This window comes from Streptomyces sp. KR55 (assembly GCF_052245645.1).
Taxonomy (GTDB): Bacteria; Actinomycetota; Actinomycetes; order Streptomycetales; family Streptomycetaceae; genus Streptomyces; species Streptomyces flavusporus.
This window is the reverse complement of record NZ_JBQQCE010000205.1, coordinates 1-16,251: the sequence shown is the minus strand read 5'-3', so window position 1 is coordinate 16,251 and position 16,251 is coordinate 1. Positions and strand designations below refer to the sequence as shown.

17 protein-coding genes are annotated in these 16,251 nt (G+C 69.2%); 10 read left to right on the top strand and 7 right to left on the bottom strand.

From position 1 onward, the window contains the following. The 3 genes from ACTWQJ_RS27385 to eccE form a co-directional block, all read right to left on the bottom strand. The coding region (locus tag ACTWQJ_RS27385) for an SCO5717 family growth-regulating ATPase (RefSeq protein WP_443309212.1) at window positions 1-1,775 on the bottom strand (1,775 nt) is incomplete at its 3' end. 360 nt (window positions 1,776-2,135) lie between these two features. Next, window positions 2,136-2,909, bottom strand: a complete 774-nt coding sequence (locus ACTWQJ_RS27380) for a hypothetical protein (protein ID WP_443309211.1) — start codon at window positions 2,907-2,909, stop codon at window positions 2,136-2,138. Then, entirely contained in the window at window positions 2,909-4,273 is a 1,365-nt protein-coding gene (gene eccE, locus ACTWQJ_RS27375; RefSeq protein WP_443309210.1) for a type VII secretion protein EccE, read from the bottom strand. Before eccE ends, ACTWQJ_RS27380 begins: the two co-directional genes overlap by 1 nt. 203 nt (window positions 4,274-4,476) lie before the next feature. Between eccE and eccB the strand changes: the two genes are divergently transcribed. The 5 genes from eccB to ACTWQJ_RS27350 are packed head-to-tail and all read left to right on the top strand — an operon-like array spanning window position 4,477 to window position 10,300. Further along, window positions 4,477-6,003 carry a type VII secretion protein EccB gene (gene eccB, locus ACTWQJ_RS27370; RefSeq protein WP_443309209.1) on the top strand — a complete coding sequence of 509 codons (1,527 nt, stop codon included), beginning with the start codon at window positions 4,477-4,479 and terminating at the stop codon, window positions 6,001-6,003. Window positions 6,004-6,030: 27 nt separating this feature from the next. Continuing rightward, complete coding sequence (gene mycP, locus ACTWQJ_RS27365; protein ID WP_443309208.1) at window positions 6,031-7,302, top strand: type VII secretion-associated serine protease mycosin; 1,272 nt, start codon at window positions 6,031-6,033, stop codon at window positions 7,300-7,302. Next, the gene (locus ACTWQJ_RS27360; RefSeq protein WP_443309207.1) at window positions 7,296-7,907 is read left to right on the top strand and encodes a hypothetical protein; all 612 of its coding nucleotides are present in this window, start codon (window positions 7,296-7,298) and stop codon (window positions 7,905-7,907) included. Before mycP ends, ACTWQJ_RS27360 begins: the two co-directional genes overlap by 7 nt. A 33-nt stretch (window positions 7,908-7,940) precedes the next feature. Further along, window positions 7,941-9,197: a hypothetical protein gene (locus tag ACTWQJ_RS27355; protein ID WP_443309206.1), complete on the top strand. Its 1,257-nt coding sequence runs from the start codon at window positions 7,941-7,943 to the stop codon at window positions 9,195-9,197. Next, the gene (locus ACTWQJ_RS27350; protein WP_443309205.1) at window positions 9,188-10,300 is read left to right on the top strand and encodes a hypothetical protein; all 1,113 of its coding nucleotides are present in this window, start codon (window positions 9,188-9,190) and stop codon (window positions 10,298-10,300) included. Before ACTWQJ_RS27355 ends, ACTWQJ_RS27350 begins: the two co-directional genes overlap by 10 nt. Window positions 10,301-10,363: 63 nt before the next feature. Here ACTWQJ_RS27350 and ACTWQJ_RS27345 read toward each other — a convergent pair whose 3' ends face one another. Both ACTWQJ_RS27345 and ACTWQJ_RS27340 read right to left on the bottom strand, forming a co-directional pair. Continuing rightward, window positions 10,364-10,876 carry a hypothetical protein gene (locus ACTWQJ_RS27345; protein ID WP_443309204.1) on the bottom strand — a complete coding sequence of 171 codons (513 nt, stop codon included), beginning with the start codon at window positions 10,874-10,876 and terminating at the stop codon, window positions 10,364-10,366. Window positions 10,877-10,880: 4 nt separating this feature from the next. Beyond that, the gene (locus ACTWQJ_RS27340) at window positions 10,881-11,930 is read right to left on the bottom strand and encodes a hypothetical protein (protein WP_443309203.1); all 1,050 of its coding nucleotides are present in this window, start codon (window positions 11,928-11,930) and stop codon (window positions 10,881-10,883) included. Between the two features lie 31 nt (window positions 11,931-11,961). On the opposite strand from ACTWQJ_RS27340, the gene ACTWQJ_RS27335 reads away from it, so the two are divergent. After that, a complete protein-coding gene (locus tag ACTWQJ_RS27335; protein ID WP_443309202.1) occupies window positions 11,962-12,234 on the top strand; it encodes a hypothetical protein in 273 nt (90 codons plus the stop codon). Between the two features lie 215 nt (window positions 12,235-12,449). Here ACTWQJ_RS27335 and ACTWQJ_RS27330 read toward each other — a convergent pair whose 3' ends face one another. Together ACTWQJ_RS27330 and ACTWQJ_RS27325 are read right to left on the bottom strand one after the other, a co-directional pair. Continuing rightward, complete coding sequence (locus tag ACTWQJ_RS27330) at window positions 12,450-12,656, bottom strand: DUF397 domain-containing protein (RefSeq protein ID WP_443309201.1); 207 nt, start codon at window positions 12,654-12,656, stop codon at window positions 12,450-12,452. Beyond that, a complete protein-coding gene (locus tag ACTWQJ_RS27325) occupies window positions 12,653-13,513 on the bottom strand; it encodes a helix-turn-helix domain-containing protein (protein ID WP_443309200.1) in 861 nt (286 codons plus the stop codon). Before ACTWQJ_RS27325 ends, ACTWQJ_RS27330 begins: the two co-directional genes overlap by 4 nt. 174 nt (window positions 13,514-13,687) lie before the next feature. Here ACTWQJ_RS27325 and ACTWQJ_RS27320 point away from each other — a divergent pair, with 174 nt between their 5' ends. From ACTWQJ_RS27320 to ACTWQJ_RS27305, 4 genes are all read left to right on the top strand, one after another. Then, window positions 13,688-14,173 (top strand): ATP-binding protein, encoded by a 486-nt coding sequence (locus ACTWQJ_RS27320; RefSeq protein ID WP_443309199.1) that lies wholly within the window; start codon window positions 13,688-13,690, stop codon window positions 14,171-14,173. An 80-nt stretch (window positions 14,174-14,253) separates the two neighbouring features. Next, on the top strand, window positions 14,254-15,432 hold the full coding sequence (locus tag ACTWQJ_RS27315) for a helix-turn-helix domain-containing protein (RefSeq protein ID WP_443309198.1): 1,179 nt from the start codon (window positions 14,254-14,256) through the stop codon (window positions 15,430-15,432). Further along, window positions 15,429-15,566, top strand: coding sequence for a hypothetical protein (locus tag ACTWQJ_RS27310; RefSeq protein ID WP_443309197.1), 138 nt, complete (start codon window positions 15,429-15,431; stop codon window positions 15,564-15,566). The genes ACTWQJ_RS27315 and ACTWQJ_RS27310 overlap by 4 nt, the downstream gene beginning before the upstream one ends. A gap of 66 nt (window positions 15,567-15,632) precedes the next feature. After that, window positions 15,633-16,001: a hypothetical protein gene (locus ACTWQJ_RS27305; protein ID WP_443309195.1), complete on the top strand. Its 369-nt coding sequence runs from the start codon at window positions 15,633-15,635 to the stop codon at window positions 15,999-16,001. Window positions 16,002-16,251: the final 250 nt, after the last annotated feature.

Sequence of the window (16,251 nt, the reverse complement as noted above, 5' to 3'; positions counted from 1 at the left end):
GGAGGGGTGCTGGGGGTGGCGCCGGGCTGGGGGAAGCCGTAGCCGCCGGGGGTGTTGGGCGGGGTCGGTGCATGGGGGGCGGAAGGGGCTTGGTGCGGCTGGGCGTTCGGGGCGGCGGAGGCCGGGGTGCCGGGCTGCGGGAAGCCGTAGCCGCCCTGGGCGTTGGGCACGCCGGGGGGCGGGAAGCCGTAGCCCTGCTGAGGGTTGGGCGTGGGCGCGGAGCCCGGCTGGTGGGCGGCCGGAGCCGGGGTGCCGACCGGTGGGAAGCCGGGGGCGGGCTGCGGTGCGGCGGGCGATGGGGCCGGCGGCGTCGGTGCAGGCGGCGGAGTCCAGGCGGCCGGCGCGGGCTGCGGCTGGAAGGTCGGCTGCTGAGGCGGCACGGGCGGCTGCGGCTGCGTGGGCGCGGCTGGTTCCGCCTGCTGCGGCTGCGGCTGGGGCTGCGCGGGCCACTGGGCGGCGGGTGCCGGGGCCGCGGGCTGGTACGACGGCGGCAACGGAGGCAGCCCGCCCTGCGGCGCCGGCGGGGGCGTCCAGGCCGACGGCGTGTCCCGCGGCGCATCGGACGGGGCCGGTACGGCGTCCTCGGGGGTGCTGTCCTGGGGTGCGTCGTCGTGAGGCGTCGCGTCCGAGGGCACCGCATCTGCAGGCACCGCATCCGACGGCTCGGCGTCGGCCGGCGTGGCATCGGACGGTTCGGCAGCCGCGTCGTCGGAGGCCCCGTCATCGGAGAACTCGGCGTCGGACGGCTCGGCGTCGGCGGGAGCGGTGTCCTCCGGCTCGGCCTCCTCCGCCTCGCCGTCCGCGGTTGCCGCCTGTTCGACGACCTCCACCTCGGCATCCTCCGGTTCCGCCCTGCCAGGTTCCGCGCCCTCCAGGTCGACGTCCACGGAGGTCACGTCGTCGACGTCGCCCACGACAGCGGCGGCAGCGCCGTCCTCGTCAGCCGCGTCGCTCGCGTCCGTGACCTCTTCGGAGGCCTCGTCCTCGACGTCGGCCGGGGAGTCCGCCTCGTCCTCGTCCACCGCGTCCTGTGTTGCATCGGCAGCGGCCTCTGCCTCAGCCGCGGCAGCAGCCCGCTCCTGGATCTCCCGCTTCAGGGCGACCGAGGAGAACCGCATCGTGGCGCCGCTCTCCAGGTCACCGTTCCCGGAGTCGGCCTCGCCCGAAGCCTCCGTGGCCTCCGCAGCCTCCGAGTCCGTCGGCGACGCGAACCCACTGACCGGAATGCTCGGCACGGCCGCAGGAGAGGTGGGATCAGCAGAAGTGCCGTCCCCGGTCTCCGCCTCGGGCCGCTGCGGCTCGAACCCACTCCCCACCGGAAGCCTGGGCACGCCGGCCGGCCCACCGGTCGGCGGTGCGGGCGGCGTGTACGGCGCGCCGGGAGCCGGCGCCGGAGGCGTGAAGGGAGCCCCGGGCGCAGGCGCCGGCGGAGGGGGCGTGAAGGGCGCTCCAGGAGTGGGCGCAGGCGCAGCCGCGGGCGGAGGCGGAGTGAAAGGAGCCCCCGGAGCCGAGTGCACCGGCGGAGTCAACCCGGGCAGGTATTCCGGCGCTGAAGGCGCCGAAGGAGCCGAAGAGGAGGGCGACGGAGAACCCGCAGAAGGCGACGACGAGGACGATGCCGACGACGAACCCCCCGACGCGTTCTGCGTGTACCAGGCAGGCGGCGCATAGTCGATGGTGAACTCGCCCGTCGTCTCGACGGCGGACTCCGCGTCGGGCTGGTCATCGCCGGGCGTTGCCCAGCCCCCGCGGATCCCGTCCCGATCGCTGCTCACAGTTCCTCCTGGTGTGGTCGAGCACCCTCATGCCGTGCTGGGGCGACCAGTTCTTGTCGTCCGTACGTGTTCGAGGTCGTCCGATCCACCGGCTCTCCCCCTGCAGACGCCGATGCCCGCTCCACGGGTTCTGGCGTCGCGCCAGGTCCCAGCCTAATCACCACAGGGCGAGCCCCGGCAGGCCCGTCCGCCCTCATCGCCCGCCCGCGACAGACACAACCTGTCAGCTACAACCGTACGCGCCACCACACCAGCAAATAAACCGGGAAATAACGGCGCCAGGCCGCTCACGATGTGACACGAAACCCCCTCAACCACCCCATGACGGCCAAGGAGTCGACCAGTCAGTCCACCAATCCCTCAGTCCATCCGCCGCGCGGTACCCAGCAAGCCGATCTCGGCGTCCGTCGGCTGCGTCATCACGTATTGACGGTCCCGTTCCGTGCACCACAGCGTCACGCCATCGGCGAGCGTGGGCAGGGACTCGTACTCGGCGCGGGGCAGTCCCGTCACACGCCCTATCTCCGCTGCTTCGTCAGGTGAGACGCGCTGCACGCCCACGAGACGCGCCTGGCGGATCAACCGCGGTGCGACCGGGCTCAGATACGGCAGGAGCGTCAGCACCGACTGCCAGGGCGCCGACGCCACGCGCCCGCGTGGCGGACGCATGCCGCAGTCACGGATCACGAGAACAGGCCCGCCCGCAGAGGCACCCTGCGGGGGCACCCGCCCCACGTCGTGCACGGTCATCCCGGACTGGCCGCCGCCCACCGCCTGGACCACCTGTGCCCACTGCTGTGCCCTGCCGGTCTCCACTGCCACTCGCGCTCCAGTCGCCGCCGCCCGCAGCGCCAGCACCTGCGCCGTCCACAGACCGCCGATGAGCACGATGTCGTACGGCGTGGGACGGTTCACCCCGAGCACGGCGGGCTGACCCTCCGCGTTGACGCCCACCACGACGCCGTCGTCCCCGATGGGCAGGGACAGCGCGTCGACCTGCTCCACGGGCAGCGCGTGCCGCGAGTGCCGGGGGCCCAGCAGGCCGAAGCCCGTGCGCAGGCGCTCCGCGAAGCCGGTGCCCTGCGCGCCGTCGGCACCCGCCGGGGAGGTACGGGTGGATGTCGTCATGGCCATCAGCGGGCACCTCCGAGCGGCAGAGTGGCGAGAACGCCGGGGAGTTGTTCCCGGTCCAGACGTGCAAGGCCCGTCCGCATCTGCCGTGCGCAACGCTCGAGGTCACGCCGCGACGTGGCCAGTTCGCTGCTGCTGCGGCCGGTGATCCGCACATGCCCGGTGACCGAGACGTCCTGCCGATCACCACGGGCCAGCGTCAGACTGAATGTCGTCGCCAGCGCGGGCACCGCCGTCAACTGCGCCACCAGCTGCGGCAGTCCGACGCCGGAGGAGCCGCCGAGCGGAGGCCAGCGGCGCACCCAGTAGGTGGTGTGCCGGCGGTTGTCGCAGCGCCAGCTGCGGCTGGACTCCTCGGTCCGCCGCCGGGGTGCCTCGCTCTGCCCGGCCTGGGCCGTCACCATCGGGTTGGCGCAGGCCGAGGTGGCGATGGCGGAGGTCACCTCCTCCTCCGCGAGCACGCTCACCCGGAATCCGGCACCCGTCAGTCGGCTCGACAGATGCTCCGCCGACCGCACCAGGCACTTCTGCGCCCCGACGAGCCCACCGCCGCGCGCGGCCACGGCCTCCGGGCACAACTCGGGATCCAGCTTCAGCGCGATCCACATGATCCGGACCGCGGGGGAGGCGGTCCCCGCCTGGAGCTGTGTGTAGTTGGTCACCACGACCGACTGCTGGGGCAGATGCGGTGCGGGCGCGGGCTGGGTGTGCACCACGATCTGCGCCGACTCCAGACGTATCCCGTCCACGTCCAGGACGTCCCGTACCAGCGCCACAGGCAGCGGTCTGAGGCTGCGCTCGGCGCGCAGGGCACCGGCGTCCGCCTCCACCTGGAGCACCGCGGTCAGGAAGCCCCCGTCGCCCACCATGCCCACCGGCCGCTGGTCGCGGTCGTCGCCGCGGCTGTAGCTGTACGTGCGCAGGCTCGGGTCGCACTCGACGGCGGGCGCCAGCCCGGCGTCGGTGCCGGGCGGTACCGGCGTGTTCTCGGCTCTCCTGCGGCGGGACCGCAGGGCCTGCACGCCGGCCAGCCACTCGGGCAGGGAACGCCCACGGCGTCGTACGACCGCAAGCACCACGAGAATCACGGCGACGACGGCCGCCGGCACCAGCGCATACGTGCCGATGACCCAGCCGCACACCACAAGCGCCGCCGCCAACTCCAGCAGGACCAGCCGCTGCACCGCGAACGAACCGCCGCGGCCCGAACGCCCCCTCAGCTGGGGCGTGACAGCACTGCCGACGGCCGCGGCCGGACCCGTCGTACGACGCGCGGCGGATGCGGGGCCCTGGGAACCCGACCGGCCGTCGCCACCCGATCGCGCCCTGGATTGCGATCGCGACCGGGCCCGCGGTACGGAAGCCATCACTCCAAACCCCCCGAACTCTCCCGAATTCCCTGCAGCACAGGCCACTTGAAGCCCTGAGCACCCTACCCGTGACACAGGTACGGCCACGCAACAGGCATAGTAGGGGCCGGGTCTGACAACTGAGTCACCAGAGGCAACCATGGGCGGGGGACGGATCTTGACGGTCCCCATGGCTCCGCACGGGGAGTGAGCGGACAGAGATGGCATCACGGCGCGATGAACTCAACGCCTACACCTTCGCGAAGCGCCGCACACTCGCGTCGTTCCTGCAACCCTCGCCGTCGGGTTCGGAGGAGGGCGCACCGAAGCCGCTGAGCGCGGTCTGGCCCGGCGTCGTCGTCGGCGTGGTGATCCTCGCGGTGTTCGGCGCCATCGGCCTGTTCAGCCCCACGGCACCCAAGGGCTGGGACGCGCCGGGCGAGCACGTCATCGTCGCGAGCGACTCGACCACCCGCTACGTCGTGCTGAAGACGGACGGCGAGAAGCAGCTGCATCCGGTGCTCAACATGGCGTCCGCCAAGCTGCTCCTGGACCCGAACAAGAACAGCATCATCACCGTCGACGAGAAGGTCCTCGACAGCGGCAAGCCGCCGCACGGCGCCACGGTCGGCATCCCGTACGCCCCCGACCGGCTGCCCTCCGACGGCGAGGCGGAGACCGCCAAGCGCTGGGCGGTCTGCGAGCGCCCCGGCGACGGCGGCCGGGCCATCCAGAAGGCGGCGTTCGTCCTCGCCGAGAAGGAGTGGTCCAGGACCGAGGGCCCCAACAGGCTCTCCGGCGGCGACCTGATGTACGTCGTGGGCCCGGACGGCAAGACCCAGTACGTCGTCGACTCGCGCGGCTACGCGTACCAGCTCGCCGACCCGACCGACAAGGAACTCCTCAAGGCCCTCGACACCCAGGGCCGCGACCCGCAGCGCGTCTCCCAGGAATGGCTCGACACCCTGCACAAGGGCGACCAGCTCGAGATCCCGTCGATCGAGGGCACACCGGGAGAGCCCGCGGGCGCCTCCGAGATCCTCGGGGAGTACGACAAGGTCGGCATGGTCATCAAGGCCTACGACGGCACGCGGATGCAGTACTACGTCGTGCTGCCCGGCGAAGTGGCCCGTATCTCCGAGTTCACGGCCACGCTGCTGCTCAACAGCGGCGCCCTCGTCGCCGTCGGCCAGGCGGGCGAGGCCCAACAGGTCAGCCCCGGCGCCGTCGTCGACAGCACGACGTTCCTCGGCGACAGGAAGTGGCCGACGTACAAGCCGAAGACGGTCAACACCGCCGCCGGCACCACCACCGGCCGCAACGCCGTCTGCAACGTCCTGCGCTCGGTGAACGCCGACAGCGGCGCGACGACCCTGTCCACCTGGGTGGGCACCGAATTCCCCGCGCAACTGCCCACCGGCTCCTCCAGCGCGTACGTCACCCCCGGCTCCGGCCAGCTCTACCGCCAGTTCAAGGGCACGGAGACCAAGGCAGGCAGCGTCTTCCTGGTCACCGACACCGGCCTGCGCTACGCCCTGCAGTCCAACAGCGACAGCGCCACCGACGACCAGGGCATCGGCACCTCCGCCGAGCAGCGCAAGCGAGAGCTGACCGAAGCGAAGATCGCCCAGACCCGGCTCGGCTACGAGAAGGTCAACCCGACGCCCGTCCCCGCGGAGTGGTCGACGTTCCTGCCGACCGGTCCGCGCCTGTCGGAGGCGGCCGCACGGCAGCCCCAGGGTTCGTAGCCGCGGGCCACGTAGGAGAGCGAACTCATGCTGAAGGCAGGCGACATGAGGCCCAAGGGCCGTACGGTCGTGGCGGCCCTCCTCGCCACAACCGCCCTCACGGCGACGACACTGTTCGTCCTCCCGGCCCCCGCGGCACGGGCGGACGACAGCGGCCAGTGCACCTTCCCGTCCAAGAAGTACGAGGGCCTGCCCTGGGCACTGCAGCGCGTCAACCTCGACGAGCTGTGGGCGCAGTCGAAGGGCAAGGGCGTCCAGGTCGCCGTGATCGACACCGGGGTCGACGTCAAGAACCCGCAGTTGAAGCAGGCCGTCGACGCGTCGAAGGGCAAGAACTTCCTGCCCCCCAAGAACGCCAAGGGCGAGAAGATCGAACGCGGCAACGAGCAGGGCACCACGGACACCGTCGGCCACGGCACGCGCGTGGCCGGCATCATCGCCGCCCGCCCCGCAAAGGGAACCGGCTTCGTGGGTCTGGCTCCGGACGCCACGATCATCCCGATCAAGCAGAACGACGCGGAGGGGAACGGAACGGCGGAATCTCTCGGCAGGGCGATCCGCCACGCGGTGGACGCGGGCGCTGACGTCATCAACATCTCCCAGGACACGGCGAACGCCGTCGAACCCGACCCGCGCCTGAAGCAGGCGGTGGACTACGCCCTGGCCCAGCAAGTGGTTGTCGTGGCCTCGGCGGGCAACGACGGCCTCGGCGGCAACGTCAAGGTCACCTACCCGGCGTCGTACGAGGGCGTCCTGGCGGTGGCCTCCTCCGACCGCAACAACGAGCGGGCCCCTTTCTCCCAGTCCGGCGAGTTCGTGGGCGTGGCGGCACCGGGCGTCGACATGATCTCCACGGTCCCCGGCAACGGCCACTGCTCCGACAACGGCACCAGCTTCTCGGCCCCGTATGTAGCGGGCGTTGCCGCCCTGCTGAAGGCCAAGTACCCCAAGTGGACCGCCCAGCAGATCGTCGCCCAGATCCAGCAGACCGCGGAACGCTCCATCCCCGGCCACGACCGCCTGGTCGGCTGGGGCGTGGTCGACCCGGTCAAGGCCCTGACGGACGTGGACCCGGCGAACCCGGTGGAGTCCCCCAGACCCGAGAACGGCGTTGCGAGGGGCGAGGCACCGTCGGTGGCACCGGTGCACTTCGGCGAGACGCCGGAGGAGCGGAACACGCGCCTGGGCACGTACGTGGTGGTCGGCGGCCTGGTCCTGGTGGCGGGGTTGAGCGGGACGGCGGTGGCGGTACGGGACGCGCGGAGGCGGCGAAGGGACATAGGAGGCCCGGCATGTTGACCAAACTATCGGTGATTCTCTTCATCCTGTCCGCAGTGCTGGTTGCCATGGCCTGCGTGAAGGCGGACCGTGTCCGGTCGTGGCGTGAGTCCCTCAACCCGTCCGCACCCGACATCCCGGACGGGGCATTCGTCGTCGCCCGCATCCTTCTGATCGGTATGGCGGTGGGCGGCGTCGTCTCCGGATTCCAGGGCCTGGCCGTCGAGGACGACTCGAAGTGGAGCGACGACGAGCTGACGAGCGCGGTACGGGGCGCCACGACTGCCTTGGACGGCAGCTTCACCTACGGCGACCCACTGGAGGGTGACGCCCCTGCCGACTTTGAGGGCGAATACGCCATGAAGGTCGAAGACGAGGTCGTCGAGCACGGTGGTGGCGACGCCCCCCAGTTCGGTGTGGACGCCGCGCTCACCGGCGAGACGACGTCCGACGAGGCCTACTACCGGATCACGGCCAGCGGGGCAGGGACGTCTTTCTGCATGCACGTCAAGCGCACACACGAGGGGTACATCGAGACGGTGGCACCCGGACTGTCGGGTGACGCGGCGGTGGTGAAGGAGCCGAAGTACACGTTCGCGGTGTCGAGCCGCGTGGGCGAGTGCTGATCTCCGCCGCCGAGGGACGGGGGAACGGGAGCGATGGGACGGATACCGAAGAAGCTGCGGCTTCCCCTGGCCGGGGTCCTGACGCTGGGCCTGCTCGCGGCGGCTGGCGTGACGCTGATGTCGGACGACGAGGGCGGCCATCTCGCCGCCAACAGGGCCCAGTTGAAGAAGGCCTGCGGAGGCCTGCTGCCGTACGACGAACTCCGCGATCACGTACCGGACGACGTACGAGGAACGCTCGACCAGTACGGCACCCTGCTGCAACCCGGTCAGGAGAGCCGCTCGCTGCTGAACTGCACCCTGGACTGGGAGGAGCGCGGTGGTATGCACGTCGAGGCCGCGACGCTCGTCAACCACCTTCCGTACGAAGTGAAGACAGAGGATCTCCTGGCGCCGGGCTACGAAGCCCCCGGCGTCACAGGCCGCGAAAGCGACGACAAGGGCAGGCTCTGGATCGTCGCGGAGTGCCCGAAGGGCCTGACCGGGCGCGCGCGCCCGGCGTCACAGATGTACGTCTCCGTGGGAATGGACAAGGTGCCCGTACGCACGGAGTTCCGCATCGCCGTACATGTCGCCAACGCCATGGCGGAACGGCAACACTGCGGAACCACATCCACGCCGTCCGGCACCGCGCTGAATCTCCCCACCCGGGTGATCGACACCTACGAGGAACACGACGCGAACGGCGGTCCGGTCGACGAGGGGGACTACGACGACATCCGCGTCGACGAGCCGGGCCGGGGCGCCAAGAAATGCGGATGGATGTCGGCCAAGGGATCGGCACCCGTGCAGGGCACCTGGACCACGACAGGCGATCTCCAGCAGTCCCGCCTGGTGAGCGTGTGCCGGGCCGATCGCCAGGCCGACGAATACGGCGACTACACCGACCCGCAGCCGGCCGACCTGGAGCCTGTCACTCTCGACGCCACCAGCTGGGTGGGTGAGCTGGGTCGCAGCGCGTACCGCGACTACGAGCGGGACGGTGAGTACCCCGGCTTCGACGACGGGCCGGACACCATCAGGGACGACGACGCGGAACTCGCCCTGTGGGCCCGCTCGGAGTGCGCGGGCGGCACGACGTACCACCGGGTCTCGGTGCGTCCGAACCTCGACGAGCACTCCGTGGACCTCGAATACGGCGGGATTGACCTGACCCGCTCCCAGCGTGCCGAACTCTCGGGCGCCGCAAAGAAACTGATGACCAGTTACCTGAACGCCCCCGACGGATGGCCGAAGGTACAGGACTGCCACGGAACGAAGCTGCTCGGGGAGGTGGAGCAGTGGAGGTGAGACGAAAGCGGATCATCCGCAATACGGCACTCGCGACGGCGGGAGCGCTGGTGGTCCTGGGCGGGTCGGTCTGGCTGTACGGCATGAACGACCGTGAACTGGGCCGCGCCTGCGGAGGCATGCTGCCCGTGGACGACGTCCGTGCGGTACTGGGTGACGACCGCCTGGACGTGGAGAGCAGATCCGGCGACGGAATCGACACCTGCGAGGTGAGTGCGAGCACCGACGACGGCGGCGGCAGTGCGAAGGTGAGCATCGTCGACACGACGTGGATCGGTGTGTACAGCCGGCTCTCCGTTTCCTTTGCCGGGGTCCCTGCCAATGACATGCTCCCCGTACCGATCGAAAATGGCTGGTCGGGCCTCTTTGCCGCGGACACCGCCCCCATCAATGACGGTGAGGCAACAACCACACTGCTCCTGACCTGCGGCGAGGGTAGCTCGAAAACGTCGGCGGGCAAGCCGGTCAAGGGCCTGGCGGTGACGGTCGAGACGGAACTCGACACGACCCTCGACGACCCGGCCAACCGCCCCGCCTACATACGCATTGCCACGGGTACGGCAGCGAAGGCGGCCAAGGCGTACGGCTGCGTGACCCACCTGGGCCAGCGCCGGGTCCGCACGGTCGGACTCCCGGTGACGGAAGAGGAGTTCGAGCCCCTGTCAGGCGCTTCCGGCACATGCCTAGGCATTCGCCCGACCTCCGGCGTCACGACGGCCTGGGAGACCGCCCGCGACAGAGCCCCCCTCGAGAAATGCCGCCTGGGTGACGACGGCGTGGGCAACCACCGCTACTCCCTGGTGGCTTACTTCGGCGCGTACGCGGCTCAACTGAAGGCCGGCTATAAGGAAGAGCTCCGGTACACCTCGGACCCCACACCCGCCGACGCACCCAAGGGGCGACTTCCGGGAGACGGATCCTACTGGGGGTCCGCCGCGTGCCCGGCCGACGCGGAGCGGGCGGTCTTCATCGTGTCCCGCACACGGGACACTGACGGACAACGGGCAACGGAAGCGGAGCGTGAGTACGCGAGAACCGTCCTCCGAACCTTCGCCGAACGCTCTTCGAAGGCACATGGCTGCTTGGCGCCTACGACTCCGTGACTCCGGGCAGACGGTTGGGGAAGCCGAGCGCCAAGGCGGCGGCGAGTCGGGGTCCCGTCGGCCTCACAGCTTGCCGAAGATCACGCTGCGCCAGGTCCAGCCCGACTTGAGGACGGCGTCCTGCAGGGGGTTACGCAGGTCCGCACCGTTGAAGCGGAAAGTCTCCGTCGCTTCGAGGCCGCCGTTCTCCCCGCGTTCGATCGTGTAGTGGCGGGAGACGGTCCTGTCGGGCCCACGCGAGTACGCCCCTGAAATCTTGAGCCTCGGCGGATTCCCGACCCGGGTGACCTCCCACGATTCCTCGAGGGCGCGCACCTCATGGTTCTCCGGGACTAGGCGCATCCGGATCCGGACGGCGCGAGTCAGTTGGGACTGGACGAAGATGGCCTGCCAGGCGGGCTCCGCCATCCGCCACTCCGCCATCAGGTCGGCGCCCTCCGCGGCGCCGTTGCGGATGATGTACGGGACATCGGGTCGGTTGACGCCGAGCAGGGCTGCCCGTACCTCCTCGGCCAAGCGCGGCGCGACACCGTCGTCGGGGTGCTTGGTTCCGGTCAGCTTGTCGAAGAGGCCCATGAGGTCAACCTATGTCGAGTCGGGTTGCAGCTGCAAGATTTGCCGTTTGCGCGGAACGCGTTACGAAGCCGCGTTGGTGTCCGGGCGGACAGTGCGCACGAAATCCTGGAAGTCGCCCAGGACGTAGGGGTATTGGGACGCGGTTGTCGTCAGGACCAGGCGGATCACCGCGCGCTTGCGCGGATCGGCGATGTCCAGCATGGATAGGTACACCTGGGACTGGATGAGGTCGCGGGCCACGCCGCCGACGACGGCCGAGATGGCCAGCGTCTGCGTGAAGCCGGGCGCATCCGCTGAGCCGATCTCGCGGTGGCTGGTGACTTCGATCCTTCGCACCCGCGAACGCCTCACCACCCAACTGCACACCATCGAGGCCGGCCCCCGCATTGGCACTGGCCTCGGCGCCCGCCATACTCTCCGCACGCCCGTACACCCCGACGGGGCCGAGGTCGGCGCGCCCCTTGGCCGAGGCTTCGCCGCCCGCGAAGGCGCCGGCCTCACCCTGGATGCACTCGTTGGTGATGCCGCCGGACGCGGAGACCTTGGCGCCCGCGTAGGCTTCGGCCTCCCCGGCGAGCTTCATCGGCCCGTTGGTGAGCGAGCCCTCCGCGCTGGCGCGGCCGAGGTCAGCATGCGCCTCGGCCTCGCCCAGCTTGCCGGCTCCGGTGTTGGGCCCGGTGACCGATGTCCCGACGCCGGGGCCGGAGGCCTCGCTCTCACCTTCAGAGACCCACCCGTCGGTCTTCGTGGTGGCCTTGGGAGCCGGCTTACCGGCCTTCGCCAGGTCACCCACAGCCGAGGCGTTGAACCCGTCGATCCCGATACCGTCCGTCGAAACATCGCTCGTCGCGCGGGCCAGCGCCCGCTTCACGCTTTGGTCGGCCTCGTCGACGGCCTTGACTGCCTTGGCGATGTCGTCGGTCCAGCCCTGTGCCTTCTCGCGGGCGTCGGCCAGCAGTTGGGGGTAGTCAGGGTCGTGATGGAGGGCGTACTTCTCCTGTTCGGAGAGCTTGTCGTACCCGACGTAGGTCGCTTTGCCGGAGCTGTCGACCAAGAGGCAAGGTGAGTATTCGTATAGTCACGGCATGATCAGAACAATCATGTGGCTTTTGGCGTGCGTCGGCTTCGGCGTGATCCTATGGTTGCTGACCAGCGCGCCGGACATCAGCTCGGCTTATCCCCAATCCGAGTGCCACTCCGTCCTCGGCAACGACTGGAGCCCCGCGCATGGGTCGATGGAGGACGGAGTGGAGGAGATGTGCGCCACCTACCAGTCGCGCCGCCTGGGCTGGGCGGTGCTGGTGTCAGTGCCGACGGTGGTGCTTGCATCTGCGGGCGTGCGTAGCCGAAGCGCCTGACGTAGCCCTGCCCCAAGTCTCCGGGTAGGAAGCGGTCAGGCGGGCCTAGCGTGTATCGAGTCTGTTGGTCACAGCCACTCGTAGAGTGGTTGAAACTCGCTCCCGGCTTCAGCGACTCCCGCCGCAGTGAAATAGAAGGTGTGCGGGATGACGCCCGAAGGCGTGTGGCTCGCCGGAAGGTTCCCGGTGAGTCACACGTCTCCAGATTATTCAGGTCAGTTCTGCGCGGTGAACCGTATGAAGGCCGTCCACTCCCCAGAGGAAACGGACAGGACCGGCAGCGTCCTGTCCTTCGAGTCGCGGATATGCACGGTGCCGGAACTGGCCGTAACCTCCACACACTCGCCACCCGAGCCAGTGCTGTAACTGCTCCTGAGCCAGGCGGTCTCGACTACGACCGGCCCTGTCTGTTCGACGTTCATCCTTCTCCCAGCAACTTCTCGACGAAGGCCAACGATTCGCGCGGAGTGAGCGCTTGGGCCCGGAGGATTCCGTACTGCTCCTCGATCTCCCGGACCGACATCCGATCGGTGTAGAGGCGGCTGTCCTTGTACGCCTCCACATACGCGATCCTCCGTCCTTCCCGTGTCTCGATCAAGGTGAAAGGCCCCTCAAGTGCGGCGTGCTCTTCACGCTCGATCGGCATCACCTGGATCTCGACGTTGCGTCGGTGCCCGTGCAGCATGATTTGCTCCAACTGCCCTCGCATCACGGCGCGCCCACCCAGAGGGCGGCGCAGCACGTGCTCCTCGATGACGAAGCTGATCGTGGGCATCGGTCTGCGGGAGAAGATCTCCTGGCGGGCCAGACGCGCGCTGACCCGCTGCTCGACGGTCTCCTCGTCGAGCAGAGGCCGCCAGATGGTGAAAACCGCTCGGGCGTACTCTCCGGTTTGAAGCAGCCCTGGAACAGCCTTCGTGGCGTACACGTGAAGGGCAACCGCCTGCGCCTCCAACCGCGCCGCATCTCGGAAGAACGCCGGAAACTGTGCCTGCGCCACAGCCTCCTTCCCCGCCTTCAACACCCCACCAGCGTTGAGGACTTCGTCCGCCTGGTCGATGAACTTCGGCGGCGGAATCCGTCGCGCCTGCTCGAAGGAAGCGATGGTCGACGCCGAATACCCCGTCAGCGATCCGAAGCGCACCCGGTCCATCCCCGCCCGTAACCGGCACAACTTCAACTGCTGCCCGAACACTTGCAGGATCGCCACCCCGAACTCGGCGTCGGGCAGCGCCCCTGCATCCGCATCCGTGACGGCCTCGCCCTGTCGCTCCTCCAATGCCCCGCCACCTCTCACCCCGTCGCCGCAAACCCTGCTCGCCCGCGCCAACGCCCCCGCCCGGAACCGGTCACGCCCAAGCCGCGTACAACGCCGACCGCACCGCGTACAGCCCTTCCGTGTCACAGCGTTATGCCTGGTCAACGCTACGCACACAACGAGACCGTATGCGACATGAATCAGGCAACTCACTCCGACGGGCACCTGCCACAAAACGTCCTGCCCCCACGGGAGTTCGTGATGTGCTTCACATCCACCCCGCGCGGCGCACGACTCGCCCGCAGACTCGTCGCGCACCGGCTCGCCGACTGGGGTCACCCGTACGACTCCGTCACGAACGAGACCGTCACCCTCATCGCCGCCGAACTCGCCGCCAACGCCGTCCGTCACGGGCACGTCCCCGGCCGCGACTTCCACCTCCGGCTGACCGGAACGCCGTACGTCCTCCGTCTCGAGGTCGCCGACCCCCGCGGCGAGCGCGTCCCGGACCCAGCCGAGCCCAGTCCGCCGGCCTCCGACGCTGAGTCCGGGCGCGGCATGCTGCTGGTGGCGCGGCTCGCGGACCGTTGGGGCGTGGCCCCCCGCGAGGCCGCCCCGGGCAAGTGCGTCTGGGCCGAGTTCGATATGCCGAGGTGCGCCACGACGAGCCCGCGTGCGTAAACCGATATGAGGCCCAACTCCTTGGCCAAGGCGTTGCGCTTTTCGCAATCCTCGGTTGCTCTGAGTGCATGGATGAGACTGTGATCGACCGCGTGCGCAGGGTTATGGGAGCAGCCTCAATGAGCCAGGCTGCGTTCGCCGAGAAGGTGGGGCTCACGCCCGACAAGCTGTCCAAATCGCTCAAGGGCGTGCGCCGCTTCACCTCGCTCGATCCCGCGTTGATCGCCGAGGCGGGCGGCAGGACGGTGGACTGGCTGCTCACGGGGCGTGAGTCGTCGCGTCCCTCATTGGCCGCGCGGACGACGGACGCGACGGTCCCCGGGCGGGAGCACGTGGGTGACGTCGCGAACCGGTTCACCGAGGTGTACGAGGTGCTGCAGCTGCTGGGACGACTCCCGAAGCTGCCCATGCTGCCCACCGTGCGTACGGACCTCACGCGTTACATCGATCAGGGGGAGCGGCTGGCTCGGGAAGCCGCCGCTGCCCTCATGGTGGCGGATGCCTCCTGGACCGTAGCCGATCTTGAAACCGACACCCTGATCACAAAGTGCGCCGAGACCTTTGGCGTGGACGTCGCGGTCACCCAACTACCCGACGGCGTGGACGGACTTGCCTGGCACACCGACACGTTCCGTCTCATCCTCGTCAAGCCCACCGAGATCTGGACCCGGCAGCGATTCACCTTGGCACACGAACTCGGCCACATCCTGGCCCAGGACGCTCAGGAAGCCGTGGTCGAGTCCGATGTCGCGCCAGGGCGCCAGAAGGACCTGACCGAGGTGCGGGCCAACGTATTCGCTTCGAATCTGCTGATGCCTGAGCCGGAAGTCAGGCACCACTTCGAGCAGTTGGCCGACAGCCACGGCAAACTCAGCGACGACGCATTCTCCGCGCTCGTCGTCGGTTTCAAGGTTTCGCCAAGTGCCCTGGCCGCACGTCTGAGCCAACTCCGCCTAATCGAGGCGCAGTCGGCACAGCACTACCGCGGCCTCACCACACAGATCTGCCACCTGCTCGCCGGAGCGACAGACGCCTTCCAGCGGCAGCTCGCCTGGGCCGCCGCCGGGCGATTCCCCGTGCGCGTCGTATCGGCTCTGTACAGGTGCTACGCCGACGGGGAGACGACCCTCCGGCCCCTCGCAGCCCTCTTGCGAAGGGACGTGGACGAGCTGCACGACATCCTCGACCCGACGCAGCCCGAGGTTCCGGAACCGACAAACGGCAAGGCGGAAGAGGGAGACCTGGTCTTTCAGCCATGAGAATCTGCTGGTTCCCGGACAACACGGTCCTCTGCAGCTTCGCCTCCGTCGACCGCTTACCACTTCTCGAAAAAGTGCTGGACGGCCGCGGACGCTGGACCGAGGCCGTGGCCTACGAGACCACGAACGGCTAGCGCGCGACGGTCACTGCTGTCACAGATCCTCGCTACTCTCACCGCGTCGAGATCAAGGAGGACCGGGTGCTTGAAGGCGTGCTGATCGCGGAAAGTCTGCGGGTCGGGGCCGAGTTGGCCGGAGTCCCGCTGCACGTGACCAAGATCGCGAGAGTGGAGGTGAACAGCGCTGCGGCCGAGCAGCCGCAGCAGTGGACTCTCCTGGACTTCGCTGCCGAGGAGACAGACGCCGAGCGTCTGGCTGAGCAGCTGGCCGCCTGTCTGGCCCCGACCGGAGGTTGGTATGTCAACTACAACACAGCCACGGAAGCGTTCGTGGTCTTCGCCGACAAGGTCTTCCGTTATCCGCGCAGCCAAGCGGAAGGCCGTCGGCAGGCCCAGGATTACGCGCACTCCATCGGAATCCCCGAGCCGCAGCTGGACTGGCAGGACTGATCCGTCGGGCTCCGCGTCATGAGCGGGGGCCCGACTGCTGCTACGGCCACCACCTGGGGAATTAAGTGACCGTGGACACCGGGAGCAAATCGCTGATGCTTCCGCGACTCGTCATGCCATCACCTGAATGGAAAATTCCCCAGGTCACGGGCATGCTGACGCGTTCGTTGGCCAGAGCTTGAGATGGCGGTCAGCTTGCGGGGGCGAGAGTGACATCGTGGCCAAGCGCGTTGAGCTGGCGGACAAGGTC

Coding starts and splice junctions, on each gene's coding strand:
- ACTWQJ_RS27380 (WP_443309211.1), bottom strand. CDS start 2,909: ATGGCCATGACGACATCCACCCGTACCTCCCCGGCGGGTGCCGACGGC.
- eccE (WP_443309210.1), bottom strand. CDS start 4,273: ATGGCTTCCGTACCGCGGGCCCGGTCGCGATCGCAATCCAGGGCGCGA.
- eccB (WP_443309209.1), top strand. CDS start 4,477: ATGGCATCACGGCGCGATGAACTCAACGCCTACACCTTCGCGAAGCGC.
- mycP (WP_443309208.1), top strand. CDS start 6,031: ATGCTGAAGGCAGGCGACATGAGGCCCAAGGGCCGTACGGTCGTGGCG.
- ACTWQJ_RS27360 (WP_443309207.1), top strand. CDS start 7,296: ATGTTGACCAAACTATCGGTGATTCTCTTCATCCTGTCCGCAGTGCTG.
- ACTWQJ_RS27355 (WP_443309206.1), top strand. CDS start 7,941: ATGGGACGGATACCGAAGAAGCTGCGGCTTCCCCTGGCCGGGGTCCTG.
- ACTWQJ_RS27345 (WP_443309204.1), bottom strand. CDS start 10,876: ATGGGCCTCTTCGACAAGCTGACCGGAACCAAGCACCCCGACGACGGT.
- ACTWQJ_RS27335 (WP_443309202.1), top strand. CDS start 11,962: ATGATCAGAACAATCATGTGGCTTTTGGCGTGCGTCGGCTTCGGCGTG.
- ACTWQJ_RS27330 (WP_443309201.1), bottom strand. CDS start 12,656: ATGAACGTCGAACAGACAGGGCCGGTCGTAGTCGAGACCGCCTGGCTC.
- ACTWQJ_RS27320 (WP_443309199.1), top strand. CDS start 13,688: ATGAATCAGGCAACTCACTCCGACGGGCACCTGCCACAAAACGTCCTG.
- ACTWQJ_RS27310 (WP_443309197.1), top strand. CDS start 15,429: ATGAGAATCTGCTGGTTCCCGGACAACACGGTCCTCTGCAGCTTCGCC.